We start from the raw sequence: 17,404 nt of genomic DNA, 5'->3' as shown, positions 1-17,404 counted from the left end.
TGACCAGTATACGGATAGCGATAAAAATGAATATATTCAATTGCCGCCGATTTCGGTATATCCACTTGGGGGCTGCTTGAGTTCTATGCGGAGCGGAACGCCGCTCGATGGATGCGGAAATTCCAGAGCGGTCGCGTAAAACTGCAGTAACCGTTCCGCACCGGTTTCGGGTAAAGCCGGAGCGTACAGCGAATCGTCTGCTACCGGCACGCCGCACCATGCCAGATGGCAGCGTACCTGATGCCGGAACCCTTTGGAGATTCTGCATTTTGCCAGAACCGTATCTTTTGATATACAACTTAATACGATTTCCGTAGTATATATTGAATCTCCGCTTTTTTTTCGGGCGAATTTGGAGGCGAGTTCGGTAACGGGGCGGACGCTCGTCCGCCCTTCTCCGTAGAACCGGAACGCGCTCTGCACCGAAAAAGAAACCGCCTCTGCGCCGAGACGCAGCCGCGCGATGCTGCGTGCGACGTTTTCCGGCAGCGGCGGAAAACCGGAACGTGTTTCTTCGCAAACGGTCAGCTGGCGGCAGGTTGCTTCGTATTCTTTGAAGAAGCGGTTTTCCGCCTGTATTCGCTGAAAAGCGTCGTAGGCGTTCTGAGTGCGCGCGATGAGTAGCAATCCGCGCGTCGCCGTATCGATGCGGTGTACCAGTCCGTGTTCCACGGGCTTTCGGCCGGTTACGCCTGCCATATCCGGAAAGCGTTCGATCGCTTGCTGCAGGGCGTTTTCGGTGTCGTCCGGGCGCAGCGGTGCGGACGGAACGCCCGCCGGTTTATCGATAACGATAAAATCCTGATCTGCGTATATTATCGGGTAATCGTACATTTCAGGTATTTTCCGTGAAGCGTTTTGAGAACTTTTTTGAACCGCCGTGGAACAGGCGCCTTGAATTCGGAAAAAGCCGCCTGTCCGGGCAGCCGTATGGAGAGCAGCCGCGAATGGAGCATCAGCGTTGCGTCCGGAAACAGCTGCGTTTTATTTCCGTACAGCGGATCGCCCAAGATCGGACAACCCAGATATTTCATGTGCACGCGGATCTGATGCGTTCGGCCCGTTTTGAGCTGCAGCCGCATGAGCGAAAAAGACCCGTAACAGGCGATGCAGCGGTACTGCGTATGCGCGAATTTTCCGTTTTCGGTACCGGTTTCCGCCTTGAATCGTTTCCTGTTCCGCGGATCGCGGATGATCTGCGTTTTGATAGTGCCGCTTGCGTGCGGCGGACGGCCCGCGACGATAGCGATATATTCTTTTTTAACGCGTCTGTCCCGAAATTGCGCCTGAAGCCATTCTTCCGATTCGCGGTTTTTTCCGGTGATAATCAGACCCGACGTATCTTTGTCAAGCCGATGGACGATACCCGGTCTTCGGGCCGTCTGTGCCACCGATTCCCGATTCCAATGAAACAGCAGCGCGTTTACCAACGTTCCCGACCAGTTTCCCAAAGCCGGATGCGTGACCATCCCCTGCTTTTTATTCACGACGGCGACGTTGCCGTCTTCATATATGATGTCGAGCGGAATATCTTCCGGATCGATATGGTCGGGAATGTTGTCAGCCCAATCGACGACGATACTGTCTCCGGGTCGTATTTTAGTTGACAGTTTCGCATCCCTGCCGTTTACCGTTATACCGGTCGCAATGGCTTTCAGTTTCGATCGGTTCAATCCCGCGCATTGCTGCTGAACTGATTCACAAGAAATCAAATATTTGTCGAGCCGTTCGGCGGCGCTTGCAGCCGGTACGGTTACGGAAAAAGTAGGCATTATTCGTTTTCCTCGTTTGCACGGGCACCCGAATCGGCACCCGGTACGGTCGATGCAGTTTCAGGTACGATTTCCGGTGCGATTTCCGGTACGGCGGCGGGAATCGGCGTTATTTCCACCGAACCGGAAACGATGTCCGTTTTGCCGGGTTCGTTTTTACGCCGTATGAGCTGCACGGTTAAATCGGTCAAGCCGATCAGCAGTGAAATTGCAGCCGAAGTAGCGATAATACCGATCTGCTCGTCGGTGTTCAGATTTGCGGCAGACGAAGATTTCGCCATCGGATTCGGAAAATACGCGGTATCCATACCGTGTGAAAAATACCGGTAAAACGAATATCCCATCGTAACGCCGAGCGTTACGAACGGCAGCGAGCCGAGCGTTACGATTTCAGTTCGCCGCAGGTCTTTCGCCCATACGGGAAATTCATCTTTCGTATACGGTTCTATCGTAACGGTCGGTTCCGCCGCGCAGAGGATTCCGGTCGTATACGAAAAAGCGAGTATCAGCGCCGTGCACCGCAGAAACGGTATTTTCATACGCTTTGCCGTTCCCCGAATATCGCCGTACCGATTCTGACCATAGTCGCCCCTTCGGCAATGGCTATCCGATAATCGGCGGACATTCCCATAGACAGTTCCGTCAGTTCCAGTTCCGGAAATCTGGCTTGCGCGGCGGTTCTGAGTCCGGACAGCTTCCGGAACGATTCGGAAACGAGGCGGCTGTCCTGCGTAAACGGCGCCATCGTCATAAATCCTGCGGGAACGAGACACGAAGCGCTTTCGGCGAATTCGATAGCCCGAAACACGCTGTCCGCGTCGGTAAATCCCGATTTTGAATCTTCTCCCGTGTGGAATTCAAACAATACGCGGATTTTTTTGCCGAGTTTTTCCGCCTGTTTTTGAATTTCTTCCAGTAATTCCTGTCTGTCCACCGATTGAATGCACGAAGCGCACTGCACGGCGGACTTCACCTTATTGCGCTGAAGCGAACCGATAATATGCAGTTCCGCCGCCGGATACGCCGCTCGCACCGTTTCAAATTTTGCCGCGGCTTCCTGCACGCGGTTTTCGCCGAACAGCGTCTGTCCCGAAGCGATCGCTTCGAGTACGGCCTGCGCCGGATGAAATTTACTTACCGCGACGAGCCGCACGGAGCCGCGAATTCTGCCGGCCGCCTGCTCCGCTTCAAAAATCGAATCCGTAATTTGCTTTAAATTTGATGAAATGGTACTCATTATCCTATTCCGTAATATGTTGATTGCTGATATCGGACAGCTGCAGCAGCTGTTCTACGGTCAGTCTTTCGGCACGCTGCTGCGGATCGATACCGGCGGCGCTCAGTACGTCCGCCGCTTTTTCTGCGTTGCGGTAAAACGCCGTCAAATTGTTTTTGACCGTTTTCCGGCGTGATACGAATAGCGAACGTTGCAGCTGCATAAAATGTCCGGGATTTTCACAGCACGGAAACGCCGCTTTTTTCGTCATAAGGACGGCGCGCGAATCGACGTTCGGCCGCGGCCAGAAATTGCCGCCGGCAAGATCCATAACCGGCTGCACGTCGTAAGCCCAGTTGCATAATACCGAAAACGACGAATAATTCCCGTCGCCCGCCGCCGCGCACATCCTCTCCGCCACTTCTTTTTGTACGGTCACGACCGCTTTATCGAATCTTATCCCGGCGGAAATCAAATCGCCGACGATCGCCGCCGCGATATTGTACGGCAGGTTGCCGAAAAACCGGTCGGGGATTCCCTGCTCGGCCGCCTGTTTCCACGTTTTGAGCACGTCGCCTTCCCGCAGGATGAACGCGCCGCTGCGCGCGTACGGCTCGAAAAATTTTCCGATGAACGAAGCGAATCCCCTGTCTATTTCAAATACGGTCAGCTTCGCACCCCGTGAAAGTATTTCTTTCGTCATGGCGCCGAGTCCCGGTCCGACTTCCCATACGGTTGAACCGGCGCCGATATCGAGCGTGTCTATCAGCCGGACGCGGGCGTTTCCGTTTATCAGAAAATTCTGTCCGAATTTTTTCTGCATGGCCATGCCGTTTTCATCGAGAAATTTTTTTAACGCGGCAGGCGAATCGTAATCGGGCGGCGGCAGAAATTCGGATAAATCAGACATTAAAACTCCAATGGCGGAATTTTCGCACATAAGCACACCGCCCGTATTATACAAGTATACAACAGATTGATTATTCCGCCAAGCGGGGCACGTAATTGCGGACACACGAACGATACGGCGGCGGCGGCGAGACCGACCGTTAAAAATACGGAAACGAGCGGTGTAACGAGCATGGACGCAACGCCGCCGCCCGGTGCGAAACATTTAAACACGACCACGGTAACCGGCGCCGCTCCCAGTTGCGCACCGAACGACGTACTCAGGTTTACCGCCGTTTTTTTCGGTATGAACGGACAGCGGCAAACGAGCGGCTGCACGAGTCTGCCGATCGTTGCCATTCCCGCAAGCGCCGCGTATGAAAGTGCGAACGACACGTTGTATATACTTTCGGGGGCGGCGCACAGCTGTATGAAAAACGACGCGGCGAGCACGTCCGGCAGTCGGGGTTTCAATCCGCACGAACGGCACACTGCGCAAAGAGTCGCGCTGATGAGCGCGCGCAGCAACGACGGAGAGGCGCCGGCGAACCAGACGAACAACACCGCCGCCGCATACGCACCGTACGACGCGGCTTTTTTGCCGCCGATTAGTCGGATAACCGTATCCGCCATTCCCGAAAAGAGCGAAAGATGCATTCCCGATAAAGCCAGAATATGAGCCGCACCGGCTTTTTGAAACGAAGCGCGTACGCCTTCGCCGGTATATTCGGCAGAACCCGTCAGCAGCGCGAGCAGCAGTCCGCCCGCGTCGCCCCAGCCGTACAGCAGCCGTTTCAAGCTGAGCCTCAGCACGGCGCGCAGTTTTCGGATTTTTCCCCGTAACGAAGTTTCAAAACCGATATACCGCGCCTGGTGCACCGTATAAGCGGGCAGCCCGTCGGAGCGCCGGCCGTTCGCCGGTGTTACGCTGAAAAGAAATTCCGCACCGGATTCGGCTAATCCCATAGTACGGTTCGGGAGCGAATCCGTGCCGCGCAGCGCGTGCAGTTGCGAATACAATTTACCCGGATACTGCGCTTCGATTACGGCTGTGGGAATGTATACGAGCGCGCGGCCGTTTGCCGATGAAAAGACGGCGTTTCGGCAGCCCTTCACCGCGCCGCCGGTTTCCGAAACGTCCACAATGCAGCGGTACGAGCGTCCGTCAGCCGTCTTTACCGGATCGGATGCGATACGCGCGCGCAGTTCCGTAACGGCCTCTCGCGGTATCAAAGACCGCAGCGTTCGCGGAACGGAAACGGTGATTACTCCGCAGCAGAAAAGCGCGGCGTAGACACCCGCCGCCGCACAGAATGCATATTTTGAAAATACGTTTTTTACGCTGTTTACCACTTCAAGTCCGCAAGCGCGTTGCGGGCGGCGGCGATAACCGTATCGGTATACGGCAGATACGTAACGTACAGTAAGTTGTCAAATGAAGTTTTGTCACCGAGCGTCCCCAACGCGGTAATAACCGCAAGAACTACCGGCTCGCGGCAGACGCCGCCGGCGGCGACCTCTTTGTTGAGGCTTCCCAAATACTCCGTCAATACCGACACGGCCTGCGTCGTGGCCATTTTTTCAAGGCACACGATGATTTCGATAAAGTCGCTTTCGCGAATAAGCCCCGCCTGCAGTTCCTTGCCGGCGGCGGCGAAATACGCGGCGACGGTTGCGGATGCTTTCGGCCAGCCGGTACGTGCTATTTCACGCATTGCGGCAAGCTGGAGCGCCGCGATATCCGGCGTAACGGAGGAAATATCCTCACCGTTTATTATCGTTACGGCAAGAACGTTTTCGGCTATTTCGGCTTTGAAAAAATCGGAATTTTCACTGTTTTTTTGCAGCAGCGTAAACAGCTGCAATTTTTCACCTGCGGAAACGCTGTCCGAACGGAGCGTTTTAACGATAGCCGTCCGGGATTCGGGTATGATATGCTGTATTGCCGAAACCGCCTGCGCAGTCAGCGCGGAATCGTAATCCGCCGTAATGAGACGGAACAGCGGATCAAACGACTGTGCGTCGGCGACGCTGCCGAGCATTCCGACGATATCCAAACAAACGGCGGACGAATATTTTTCCGAAGCGACATATTCGGCGAGCAGCGTGTGCAGGTTCGGAATGTACGGAACGAACAACGACCGGTTCGCGCCGGCCGACGCGGAAAAAAGGCGCAGAATGGAACTTCTCAGCGTATCGTCGTCGGATAATTGAAATATCTGCCATAGCAAGTCGGCGTCGCTTTGCACGGTAACGGTTCCGTAAAACGGCACGGCGGCCGCTGCAAGCTCGGTCATACCGTGCCCGTTTCCGGTTACGGGCACGTACGTCCGCACGAACTCCAGCGCCGCCTGCGGAAGACGCCGCACGTCGGCCGGCGTATCGGGAGTAACGACGAGTTCCCGCAGTACGGCCGTTTTATCCGCGACCGATCCGGTTATAAAATCTATCACCGGATCACTGCCGGAATCGCCGGCAGTAAAAGCGGCGGCGTGAACAAAAAATGCCGCGCACAAGGCAATCCGTTTTACGCTGTTCCGTTTCATACCAACTCCTCTGTGTAATTGAAGTATTCCGATTCTACTCCGTATCCGGTTCGGACTGCAAGGGCGAGCGTTCCTCATCCGGATCCCGTTCGGCTTGTTCCTCACCGTCCGTTTCCTTGTCTTCATCCGTCTGCGCCAACGCATCGAAAACCTCTTTTTCTTCCGGAGGCAGCACGTTGTACACGTATGAAAAAACGCTGTTGCGCATTTCAGGCGTTATTTTCAGACATTCGAAATGCAGCCTCGACTGGTTCAGTTCCTTATTATATTCGACTGCCCTGATTATGCCTACCATGACGATGTAATTTTCCCCAATCGGAAACTGAATTTTCATTCTGGTCTGTACCGGACATTTTCCGCCTATCCGTATCAGCGCGCCGCCGACGGAAATATCTTCGAGCAAACAGCGGTATCCTTCTTTTTCTTCCAAAACGGTATCGTCTTTGAAATTTTTGGCTGCAAGATACATATCGGCGTACACTCGGCTCGGAACGCGAACTTCCCGGCGTTTTTGGGCGCGGGTCAGTGAATCCGAATGGGCCAGATACAATACCGGCTGACTTGCGAATTGTCCCGCGTTCAAAACGGTCGTATCGAAAACGTAATGCGCGTCGTTGCGCCGCCACAGATATACGCTGATCTGTTTGCCCACCCATTCCGAACCGAACATGGTTATGATGCCCTTTTTCGACGGCATTTTGACGATCAATTCACGTGCGTTTCTGATGATATATGAGGCGAATACGCCGGAATTTTTGAGAACCACGCGGATTTTCTGGTTTTCGTCAAGATATTTCGTCGACTGCAATCCCTTTTTGGCCGACGGGTCGAGTTCGACTTTGGTTCGGTACGCGTACAATTTGGAAAGGAAATCCTGTGTTTTTTTTGAAAATTCGGTGCCGTTCGCTTTTGATACGGCAAGCAGCTGCGCGATACTGCGGTTCAGTGCCGGTACCGACAGATACAGCGCCTGCGGCTCTTCCAGATTGCAGAATTTAGCGAGTTTTCTCAGCATCAGTATCTCAGGAACCGTAAATCCCGAATCGAGTCCGGTTATGAAAAATGAAACGGTATCTTTTTTGACGATCAGCAGTCTGAGTACAGCGGCTATACCTAAAACGGCGGCAAAAAGTAATATGTACAAGATTCCCTCTAATATATATACTATCACATATTATATGAAAATTCATCATGTTTTGGAAGTATTTATCATTTTTGCATTTCTTGCACTTCCGCCGCTGTTCGTTCAGCCCGGCGGCGCGGAGAGCGCCGTAGGTGCGCACGCCTGGCCGTCCGTTGCCGCTTCCGCGGTCGCCGCGATTTTTTTATGCGTCAGGGGATTCCGGTACGCCGAACCGCGCCCATGCGTTTGGAAAGGGACGCCGGTGCGCGCCGGATTCATGCTGTTCGCGGCGCTGTGCGTCAATTCGGTTATCTGGAACGCGGTGCAGGCGGCTTCGCACGGTGTTCTGCCGGTGCAGACCGTTTTGGCGGCGGAAAATTCCGGCATGTTTTTCATACTCCGGCTGGCCGCCGGGATCGCCGTATCCGCATTTTATGAAGAAACGCTGTACCGGCTTTTTCTGCCCGAAGCGCTGCGCTTTCTGTTTTCGAAGCGGCGGCTGCCGGTTGAAGCGGCGGTCGTCGTCGTGTTCGCGCTGGGGCATCGGTATTTGGGCGCGGCGGCAGTATTGAACGCCGCGTGCGCGGGCGTGCTGTTGCGGGTGTGTACGATTAAAACCGGTTCCGTAGCAGCTGGTACGGCCGCCCACATCGCGTACAACACGGTGCAGTACGCATTGCTTTTGCTCGGAATCAGAGCGGGCTGATGAGATTTTCAAACGTCCAGCTGCTGATTTCAAGGGCGTACGAGCAGCTGCCGATCGTTTCCGCAAAAGCCGCGCCGTTCCGGGCCGGTCCCGGTTCGATATGCGGAACGACGTAATACGTGTCCGTTTCGGCGGATTCCCGCGCCGGAAAGAAAGCCAGTGTAACGACGGTTCCGTCTCCCGCGTCGACCGTTATGCGCGCCGCTTCAGCGGAAACGTTTGCCGGTGCAGCAGCGCGGGTGTTCGCCAATCCGGCGCGTGAATCCGGGTCAGGTATGATTGCGCCGGCTCGGGCGGAAAGGATACGCCGCGCGGTATCCTGAAACGAGGCGTCTTTTGGCGTCAGCGTCCGTGCCGAAGCTCCGCCGGTAATCCTTATCCGCTGAACGGCGGACGGTTCGAGCGCACCGGTCAGCGACTGCGGAATCAGCCGCATGTCCGCCCAGCTTTTTGCGTCGGTTTTGAGCCGGGGAAACAGGTCGTCTTCCGTTTCGTATACGGTGTCCGACTGCGAAGTGCGGCAGTAAATCCTTCTGCCGGTATAATCGTTCGCGCCGAAATACAGACTCGGACGGACGGATCCGTCCGCAAGCGTAAAATCAAGCCGGTACGCGCTGTGTTCCGCGAGCTGAAACGGATCGGATCGGCCCGTTTTATCCGTGTAATCGTCTGAAATTATATACATATTCCGAATTTTTTTAACCGTTTCGAGCAGTTCCGCAACCGTTTTTGATTCGACGGGGAACGCGATGCCGTCCGCCGTTCCGATCCAGACATCGCCTTCCCGCTTTGAAACGGCAGCCGTTTGTCCGGCGCGGCTTATCGTGACGCCGGCAACCGTATCCGCGTATTTGGGGTTCAGCAGCGCACTCCGCACGGCGCGCGGGCGGCTTTTGGTTCCGGTACCGGCAAAAAACGACGCGGCGTACAGCAGTGCCAGAGCGCAGCAGACGCCGCCGAGTATTCGGACGGCCTTTTTTTCAGTCACGGCGGCCTCCTCTTGATTTCGACGCGCGCTTCCGGTTTGCGGCAGTTCTGAACACGGCGAACGCCGCGCCCGCGGCGGCACAGGCGAGCGGAATACCGAGCGCGGTGAGCGCGAGCACTGGCGTGCGCGCGGCGGCGAGACCGGCTGCATCCGTTTTGTACACCGCCCCTTCACGGGCGGCTTTGCCGCGCAGCGAAAGCAGTCCGTCGTCACCCGACAGATACAGCGCCGCGTTAACCAGAAAATCGAGATTGCCGGACGCGCCGGTATAGTCGAGCATCGGCGTTGCGGTAAAGTACTGGTCAGGCACGACGATAATCCGCGCGGAATTTCGTCCGGTTCGTCCGGATTGCCCTGTCGGCCCGGAAACTCGGTCCGGACTCGCCGTATCGGACGCGGCCGTATAATATCCGGAAACGGCACCTTCGTACGCGGCAGCGAGCACGTATTGTCCGGTTCCGCCTGCAGGAACGTTGTCCGTCAGAAACGGACTGGTTATGAACGCAGGCGTTTCGGTCGGATCGGGCACGGAAAGGTACGCTTGCGGCGTCGTGCGAAAAACGGGCTGCAGCGCGCTATCCGTGAGTTCCAGCGGACTTGCCCAAAAGAACGTCAAGGCTCCCGCCGTCCGGGCGAGCGGAGAATCCTGCGCGTACTGCGGTTCGGGAACGATCCACAGCGGATAATCGCGGTATTCGTAGACCGGCGGTTCGGTATTGCTCAAAAGCGTCATGCGGAAACACGACCGGTCGGCCGCCAGCGCGTCGGAAAATCCGAATCCCCACGATTCGAGTACCGGAATCAGAACATCGGACGATACCGGCGACACTTCCCAGCCGCCGTAAATGTCCGCCGTATTGGGCGAAACGGCGCAAAACACGTTTCCGCCGGCGAGTGCGAACGCTTCGACGGCGGCGGCTTCCGAAGCGTTCAGCTCCGCGGAACCGAACAGCAGCAGCGGCGTGCGGACGCCGGTTCCGGAAACGAGGTCGCTCAGAATCTGCTCGAATTCAGCCGGTTCCAGAACCGTACAGGAAAATCCCGCCGATTCGAGCCAGGGAACCGTGTACGAATAATCGGTTTCGACCGACAATCCGTTCCCTGCCATCAGATAGACTTCGCGCGATCCGTTTTGCGTCAGCGGCATGACGCGGCCGGTCAGTTCGTATTCCAGCGTGTCTGCGGAAAGGATAAACGGAATGACGGCCGTTTTTTCCCGATATTCGAGGACGATCGCCGAATAGACGGTCAGCAGTTCGGTTTTGTTTTTCCGTGCCGAAGAAATCTGCCGGCCGGGAATACCGAGCGCCGCAAGCGTGCTTTCGAGCTGCCGGCTCGCCGGATCGGCGACCGATACGGTTATCAGTTCGTTTTCCGCCGCGTACGCGTACAGGTAATCGCTCACGTCGCGGACGTGCGGATAGACGTTTTTCAGTTCCGCCGACGCGTAATACGTTACGCGCAGCGGTTCGGTCAGTCCGTTGAGAACCGTTTTGCTTATCGGCGAAATAGAAAAGCGTTTTTCCTTCGTCAAATCGATTCTGCGGTAATACCGTCCCGACACGAGCAGCAGCAGTACCGCGCACGCCGCGCACAAAACGTATAGTTTTTTTCTTCCCGAAGCGGTCGTCTTCATGATGCGCGTCCTCTTTTTCGGGCGGAACGGACTGCCGCCGCCGCGAACAGGAAGCCTGTCGAAACGACCGCGTAGAACGCAAGGTCGCGGGTGTCAACGATTCCTTTCCCGAACGCGTCGAAATGCCACGCGAAAGAAACGTAATTGCACGCTTCCGTAAGCCAGTGCGGAAGCGGTACGGACAGCGGCAGCAGATGAGCCGCGTTCGACAGGGCGAGTGCGAGCGCCGTGCACAGAAAAGCCGCCGTTTTGGATAAAACGGAAGCGGAAAAAAACACACCCGCAGCGCAGGCGGCGGCGGTAAAACAGGTGATTCCCGCATACCCCGTAACGAGCCGCGCGGCGTCCGTTTCCGTAAACACCGAAACGGACGCCGGTACCGCGGCACCGGGCAGCAACGCGACCAGACACGCGCACAGCGCCGCCGCCCATTTTGCGCACGCCAACTGCAAATCCGATACCGGCAGACTGGCTTCAAAAATGGCGGCGTCCGCTTCCCATTGCCCCGCCGTAAACACCGGTACCGTCAGAATCGAAACGTACGGTATCGCCGTAAAAAAAAGTTGCAAGTCGCCGGTTCCGATCCCCATCGTAAAAAACTGCCCGCTTATGAAAAAACGGACGGCGCACGCGGCGGTCATGACTGCAGCAGCGAGGTACGCGGCGGGCTGCAGCGAGTATGAAAATAATTCCTTTTTGAATACGGCGCCGCTGCGCGCGGCGTACACGGCGAAGCGCCGCGAGCGGTCATTCATCGGCAGCTCCTTCCGAAACGGGCCGCGTTCCGGCCGTCAGCGACAGAAACGCGTCTTCAAGCGATGCCGCACCAGTTTGCGCGCATATCTGCTCCGCAGTACCGCTCGCGGCGACGCGGCCGGCGTTCATGATATGGATTACCGCGCACAGCGCTTCCACTTCCTGCATCAGGTGCGTCGAAAGCAGTACGGTGCGATTCTTCGCAAGGCTGCGTATCAGATTCCGCATCTGCCTGATTTGCGCCGGATCAAGTCCCGATACGGGTTCGTCGAGGATAAGCACCGGCGGATCGTGCAGCAGCGCTTGCGCGAACGACAGGCGCTGCCGATAGCCTTTCGAGAGTGCTGAAATTTTCCGGAAAAACACGTCTTCAATCGCACAGTCGGCGCAGACCCGGTCTACCGCACGTTTTACGGCGTTCCGGCCGGCCGCCGGTGCAAGGCGGACATTGGCCGCGTACGTTAAGAATTCTCCGACGGTAAAAGCGGCGACGAGCGCCGGCTGTTCGCTCACGTAACCGACGCATTCTTTGACGCGTACCGGATCGGCGGCGGCATCGAAGCCGTTTACGCCGACGTGTCCCGACGTCGGATAGTGAATCGCGCAGATCGCTTTTAAAACAGTCGTTTTACCGGCGCCGTTCGGTCCCAGCAGTCCCGTAACTGAACCGGGTTCCACGGTAAACGTAACGTCTTGCGCACCGGTGCTGCTTCCGTATTTTTTAGTAAACGAATCGAGTTTTATCACTTTCTGATTACCTTCCGTTTTTCGTGCGTACCGGAACGTCCATCCCGCGCAGCTCAGTCCGCGTACGGAATATCGAACGTCATTCGGTCTTTGGTAAGCACCGTCTCCGGAAAAACACTTTTGGCTTCTTCAAGTAACACGGAAAGCTCGTAATCCGTGTAGCGCGGACTGTAATGGATCAGTCCCATTTTTTTGACGCCCGCGTCGCGCGCAATCGTCGCCGCCTGCCGGGCCGTCATGTGTTTTTTTTCGCGCGCCTGATCCTGTACGTCGTCCGCGAACATGCCTTCGCATATCAGCAGATCGGAACCCCGCACTTCTTTCGCTATCGACGGCAGATACAGGGAATCGGTTACGTAACTGAATTTCCGGCCCGGACGTTTTGCGCCGAGCACTTGGTCGGGGCGCACCGTCCGTCCGTCCGAAGCTACGACGTTTTCTCCCGTTTGAAGCTTCGACCACAGCGGGCCGCAGGGAACGTTCAGCGCACGCGCCGCTTCGGGATTGAATTCGCCGGGCCGATCGAGTTCTTCAAGCGTGTAGCCGACGCAGGTTTTGGTGTGCTGCAGCGGAAACGCCCTGATATAGAAGCCGTCTCCTTCATGGACGATGCACGGCGCGGTGATTTCTTTTACGACGACCGGATAATTGATGTACATGTCGAGCACTTTACGGTTCGATTCCACGTATTCGGCTATTTTGGGCGGTCCGTAAATATACAGCGGTTCATCGCGGTCAACCTGAGCGGAAAGCATCATCAAGCCGGGAATACCGGTAACGTGATCCGCGTGCGTGTGGCTGACGAAAATTGCGTTGATTTTTTTCCATTTGAGATTCAATCTGCGCAGCGAAACCTGCGTTCCTTCACCGCCGTCGAATAAAAATAAATCGCCGTCGCGTCTGAGCAATACCGATGTCAAATGGCGGTACGGCAGCGGCATCATTCCGCCACATCCCAAAACAAATGCTTCCAAATTCATTCCGTTACTGTACACTAAAACGGGATTTGCCTCAAGACTGCACGCAGGTGCCGGCTGCAAACGTTTTTTCCCCGAATATTTTTAAGATTATTTTCAGCATAGGACCGTACGCTGTAACGTATAATGATTCGGGAGGTCATATGATTTTATTCAAATATAAAACGATGTTTTTTTTATGTCTGTTTTTTACCGCAATCGGCGGCGTGCTGTTTTCGCAGACACAATGCGAGCTTTCCGTCGGAGATTTCAAAGCCGACCGGTACGATGCAGCGGATTTCAGTATAACGGTTCCGCTTGAGTTATCGCTGCTGATTCAAAACACACAAAATCCCGTTACTTTGGGTTACGGCGTGCAGGCGGTGATAACGGACGATTGCGTTACCGTTACTGCGGAGACTGCTGATCCGATCAGGTTTACGGTGAGCGGATCGCTCGATCGAACGCTTGAAATCGCAGCGGCGGGCACCTCCGCCGTCGAACTTGCAGGTGTCGCGATTACGGCGGCCAACGGTCCGGCGCTGTGCGTAAGCGGCGGCGGACGGACGTTCATCGTTACGGCATCCGGCAGTGAAAACAATCTTAGCGACGCACGAAGCGCCGATCAGGACGGCAAAAAAGGCAGCGTGTACGCCGCGGGGGCGCTCGTCCTTACGGGAACGGGAACGCTGACCGTAAACGGCGCGTATAAAAGTACGATATACGGCGGCGATTATATCCGCGTAACGGGCGGAACCGTCGTTGTAAACGCTGCCGGAAAAAACGCGATCTTGGCTGTAAACGGATTCATTTTTGACGACGGAATGCTGCGCATCAGTGCGACCGGTACCGCGCGCGGTGCGGAAACGAAAGGCATAAAAGTAGAAGGTTCGGAAAGCGCTTTCGGTGCCGGTAAAGGATGGATCGCACTGAACGGCGGAACACTGGACATCGAATCCGTCGGCAAAGCTGTTACCGCGAGCTGGGATATCGATGAAGACGCATCGACAGCGAGTACAGCGGATGATCCCGATCCGTCGGTTACGGTAAACGGCGGTCTCATTACGATAAAAACCACCGGAACGCCGTACGAAACGGCAAAAGACAGTCTCAGTCCCGAAGGAATTGAAGGTAAATCCCGCGTTACGGTAAACGGCGGACAGCTTACGCTCCTCTGTACGGACGACTGTCTGAACGCAGGTAATGATATTACGATAAACGGCGGATACGTGTATGCGGCAAGTTCACAGAACGACGCGATCGATTCAAACGGTACGATCCATATCACCGGCGGAGTCATCGTAGCGGCCGCGCCGACGAGACCCGAATGTGCGTTCGATTGCGACTCGAACACGTTCAGTATAACCGGCGGGATAATTGCCGGTTTCGGTTCTTCCAATTACAGCAGACCGACCGAATCGGCCTGCACGCAGAACGTACTGGTTTTTGCGGATATAGGCGCGGCCGCCGGTACGACGATCGCGCTTTCGGATGAAAAAGGCAAAAGCGTGTACGCCGTTACGATTCCGTGCGATTTTGAGATTATGATCGTTTCTTCTCCTGCGATACGTACGGGAACATACGAACTGAAAACCAGCGTTTCCGCCGAAGGCGATTGCTTCAACGGTTTGTATGCGGAAAATCCGACGGTTTCCGGCGGCGTTACCTTACGGACGGTAACCGTTTCCGCTCGCGTTACCGCGCCCGAATTCGCACCGGCCGGCCGGGGATTCGGAGACCGGTTGAATGGAAACGGTAAAAAACCGTTCGGCATGCCGCCCGAAAATCAGGACGGAAACATGCCGGAAAGATTTGATCCGCGGCAGCGCCGGAATTGATTACGCAAAGAATTACTGCGGTTTTCAGAATTCTTCAAAATCCGAGTCGGAGACGGCCGGCGTTTCGGGCCGGCGCATCGGCGGTTTTTGCGGTTCGGCGCGTACGTTTCCGGCCGGTTTTACGGCGCTCGCAGGTTTTACCGCTGCCGCGGGTTTCGCCGCTGCCGCGGGTTTCGTCGCTGCCGAAACGTTTTTCACCGTACTGCCGGCGGTGCCGGAGTTCGCCGTTTTCTTTTCGTCGGCGGTTTTCAGTTTGAAAAAACCGACGGCATCGTTCAGATTCGCCGCGTGTGCGGAAAGTTCTTCGGCCATGGCCGCCATTTCTTCCGAAGCGGACGCGTCCTGCTGCACGACGGAATCCAACTGGACGATCGCTTTGCTGACCTGCTGTGCGCCGGAATCCTGCTCTTTACTTGCCGCCGTAATTTCTTCAACAAGTTGCGCAGTCTCTTCAATCCGGAGAACCAAACCGTTTATGATCGTTTCACTGGTTTCTGCCGACGTAACGGTCTTTGCCGACAAATCGCCGATTTCAGCGGCGGCGACTTGCGAACGTTCGGCAAGTTTGCGAACTTCGCTCGCAACGACGGCGAACCCCTTGCCCGCTTCACCGGCGCGCGCCGCTTCGATTGCCGCGTTGAGCGCGAGAAGATTCGTCTGACTGGCGATATCGCCGATGATACCGATTTTGACTGAAATTTCCTTGATTGCGGAAACCGCTTCGGTTACCGCCGAACCGCCGGCGGATCCGTCGGTAGCCGTCTGCTTCGCGATACTGCCGGTCTTTACCGCATTATCGGCGTTTTGTCTGATGTTCGACGCCATCTGTTCCATCGTGGACGATATTTCTTCTGTCGAAGCCGCCTGTTCCGCAGCTCCCGCAGAAACGGCCTGGCTGGAACTCGAAATCTGTACGGCGCCGCTCAAAACCTGCGCGGAAGAATCCTTGACGACGGAAATGACTTCCGTCAATTTATCCTTGAGCGCGCCGATTTGGCGGATCATATCGCCTATTTCGTCTTTCCTCAGAGAAATGACGTCGATGTCGTTCAACTCTTCGTGCGACAGATCCAGCTGTCCCTGTGCAACAGAATTGATGATACGGGTCGTTTTGATAATCGGCATACTGACCGAACGTCCTATCTGCACCGCGATGAGCACGGCGGCGACTATGGCGATGCCGCAGATGATCAGCAGCGTAACGAGCATCGCTTTCATACCGGCGAGCGCTTCACTTTCCTTCATCGGTGCCACGACGAACCAGTCGCTTCCCGCAACAGGCGCGTAACCTGCATATTTGATGACACCGTCTTTTTCATACGTGCCCCAGGAGTTTTCGCCTCTTATGACTTGCTTCATAAAATTAACGGTAGAAACGCTTTTATCATCCGTAAGAATATTGAATTCCTTGTCCAGCAACGACGTGTCCGGATGTCCGATGATTTTTCCGGTACTGTCGATAACGAACGGGTTTTCGGAGCCGATACTGATTCCCTTGACGATCGTACTGGCTCCGTAGCCGTTCGTTCCGCCGGCAAGCACTCCGATAATCTGATCCTGCTCATTTTTTATCGGAACTGCGTACGTTATCGTAACCGCGCCGGTAACGGCGTTTTTGGAAAGCACCGGGTTTGCGTTTTTTCCGGCGAGCGCTTCTTTAAAATATGTCCGATCCGAAACGATCAGCCGAGAACCGTCGGTCAGCGACGCTTCTCCGTTTTTATTGATAACCAGCAGATGCAAAAGGGTTTCTTCTTTTGCTTGCATTCCTTGCAGAATAATTATCAATCTGTTCAAATTATCACGCATTTCAACATCCGTACCGGCAGACAGGTTCATCATACGATCAAACCCGGTCAGCATGGACAATTGTCTGTTCCGCGCAGTTATATTTTGAGTCAGCGTTGCGGCGACCGCGTTCGATTCGAGCATCAGCGATTTCCCGATTTCATCCTGAATCGTCTTGCTGCCGAACCGGTATGCCAAAAAAGTCAAAACGACGCATATAAACACGCATACCGTCATAATGACACTGGTCAGCATTGTGCCGAGTTTTCTGAAAGAAAAAAATGAACGCACACAAACCTCCTCGATTTGTACTCTGTAAAATATTTCCTTATATTTCTATACCTAGTAATTGTATAACCAATTATACGGTATGTCAAACAATCGGAATAAAAAAAACGCGCAGAATCAGCCGATTCGGTGAATTTGCGCGTTTCCGATACGTCC

General features: G+C 55.3%; 16 protein-coding genes. 2 read left to right on the top strand and 14 right to left on the bottom strand.

Annotation, left to right across the window (positions count from 1 at the left end; all coding sequences use genetic code 11):
• Positions 1-36 precede the first annotated feature (36 nt).
• The 8 genes from TREBR_RS06685 to TREBR_RS06650 are packed head-to-tail and all read right to left on the bottom strand — an operon-like array spanning position 37 to position 7,566.
• Positions 37-834: a pseudouridine synthase gene (locus tag TREBR_RS06685; protein WP_013758437.1), complete on the bottom strand. Its 798-nt coding sequence runs from the start codon at positions 832-834 to the stop codon at positions 37-39.
• On the bottom strand, positions 816-1,772 hold the full coding sequence (locus TREBR_RS06680; RefSeq protein ID WP_013758436.1) for an RluA family pseudouridine synthase: 957 nt from the start codon (positions 1,770-1,772) through the stop codon (positions 816-818). Before TREBR_RS06680 ends, TREBR_RS06685 begins: the two co-directional genes overlap by 19 nt.
• Positions 1,772-2,311 (bottom strand): hypothetical protein, encoded by a 540-nt coding sequence (locus TREBR_RS13625; RefSeq protein ID WP_013758435.1) that lies wholly within the window; start codon positions 2,309-2,311, stop codon positions 1,772-1,774. The genes TREBR_RS06680 and TREBR_RS13625 overlap by 1 nt, the downstream gene beginning before the upstream one ends.
• Positions 2,308-3,009 carry a YggS family pyridoxal phosphate-dependent enzyme gene (locus tag TREBR_RS06670; protein ID WP_013758434.1) on the bottom strand — a complete coding sequence of 234 codons (702 nt, stop codon included), beginning with the start codon at positions 3,007-3,009 and terminating at the stop codon, positions 2,308-2,310. The genes TREBR_RS13625 and TREBR_RS06670 overlap by 4 nt, the downstream gene beginning before the upstream one ends.
• Before the next feature lie 4 nt (positions 3,010-3,013).
• Entirely contained in the window at positions 3,014-3,898 is an 885-nt protein-coding gene (gene rsmA, locus TREBR_RS06665; RefSeq protein ID WP_013758433.1) for a 16S rRNA (adenine(1518)-N(6)/adenine(1519)-N(6))-dimethyltransferase RsmA, read from the bottom strand.
• Positions 3,898-5,229, bottom strand: a complete 1,332-nt coding sequence (locus tag TREBR_RS13620) for a ComEC/Rec2 family competence protein (protein WP_013758432.1) — start codon at positions 5,227-5,229, stop codon at positions 3,898-3,900. The genes rsmA and TREBR_RS13620 overlap by 1 nt, the downstream gene beginning before the upstream one ends.
• Positions 5,223-6,422 (bottom strand): hypothetical protein, encoded by a 1,200-nt coding sequence (locus tag TREBR_RS06655; RefSeq protein ID WP_013758431.1) that lies wholly within the window; start codon positions 6,420-6,422, stop codon positions 5,223-5,225. The genes TREBR_RS13620 and TREBR_RS06655 overlap by 7 nt, the downstream gene beginning before the upstream one ends.
• Before the next feature lie 34 nt (positions 6,423-6,456).
• A complete protein-coding gene (locus tag TREBR_RS06650) occupies positions 6,457-7,566 on the bottom strand; it encodes a flagellar brake protein (RefSeq protein WP_013758430.1) in 1,110 nt (369 codons plus the stop codon).
• Positions 7,567-7,600: 34 nt separating this feature from the next.
• On the opposite strand from TREBR_RS06650, the gene TREBR_RS14405 reads away from it, so the two are divergent.
• Entirely contained in the window at positions 7,601-8,251 is a 651-nt protein-coding gene (locus tag TREBR_RS14405) for a CPBP family glutamic-type intramembrane protease (RefSeq protein ID WP_013758429.1), read from the top strand.
• Here TREBR_RS14405 and TREBR_RS06640 read toward each other — a convergent pair.
• Genes TREBR_RS06640 through TREBR_RS06620 form a run of 5 tightly spaced genes read right to left on the bottom strand, consistent with a single transcriptional unit; the run spans position 8,238 to position 13,358 of the window.
• Positions 8,238-9,239, bottom strand: a complete 1,002-nt coding sequence (locus TREBR_RS06640) for a DUF4340 domain-containing protein (RefSeq protein WP_013758428.1) — start codon at positions 9,237-9,239, stop codon at positions 8,238-8,240. The genes TREBR_RS14405 and TREBR_RS06640 overlap by 14 nt on opposite strands.
• Positions 9,232-10,875, bottom strand: coding sequence for a GldG family protein (locus tag TREBR_RS06635; protein WP_013758427.1), 1,644 nt, complete (start codon positions 10,873-10,875; stop codon positions 9,232-9,234). The genes TREBR_RS06640 and TREBR_RS06635 overlap by 8 nt, the downstream gene beginning before the upstream one ends.
• Complete coding sequence (locus tag TREBR_RS06630) at positions 10,872-11,630, bottom strand: ABC transporter permease (protein ID WP_013758426.1); 759 nt, start codon at positions 11,628-11,630, stop codon at positions 10,872-10,874. Before TREBR_RS06630 ends, TREBR_RS06635 begins: the two co-directional genes overlap by 4 nt.
• Positions 11,623-12,378, bottom strand: a complete 756-nt coding sequence (locus TREBR_RS06625; RefSeq protein ID WP_013758425.1) for an ABC transporter ATP-binding protein — start codon at positions 12,376-12,378, stop codon at positions 11,623-11,625. The genes TREBR_RS06630 and TREBR_RS06625 overlap by 8 nt, the downstream gene beginning before the upstream one ends.
• Before the next feature lie 53 nt (positions 12,379-12,431).
• Positions 12,432-13,358, bottom strand: a complete 927-nt coding sequence (locus TREBR_RS06620) for a ribonuclease Z (RefSeq protein ID WP_013758424.1) — start codon at positions 13,356-13,358, stop codon at positions 12,432-12,434.
• 140 nt (positions 13,359-13,498) lie between these two features.
• Here TREBR_RS06620 and TREBR_RS06615 point away from each other — a divergent pair, with 140 nt between their 5' ends.
• Positions 13,499-15,172: a carbohydrate-binding domain-containing protein gene (locus TREBR_RS06615; protein ID WP_013758423.1), complete on the top strand. Its 1,674-nt coding sequence runs from the start codon at positions 13,499-13,501 to the stop codon at positions 15,170-15,172.
• Between the two features lie 24 nt (positions 15,173-15,196).
• On the opposite strand, the gene TREBR_RS14650 is transcribed toward TREBR_RS06615, so the two are convergent.
• On the bottom strand, positions 15,197-17,251 hold the full coding sequence (locus tag TREBR_RS14650; RefSeq protein ID WP_013758422.1) for a methyl-accepting chemotaxis protein: 2,055 nt from the start codon (positions 17,249-17,251) through the stop codon (positions 15,197-15,199).
• Between the last annotated feature and the right edge of the window lie 153 nt (positions 17,252-17,404).

It is taken from the genome of Treponema brennaborense DSM 12168 (genome assembly GCF_000212415.1).
GTDB lineage: Bacteria > Spirochaetota > Spirochaetia > Treponematales > Treponemataceae > Treponema_F > Treponema_F brennaborense.
Note: the sequence above shows the minus strand (reverse complement) of the source record. Positions and strands in the feature narration are given on the sequence as shown.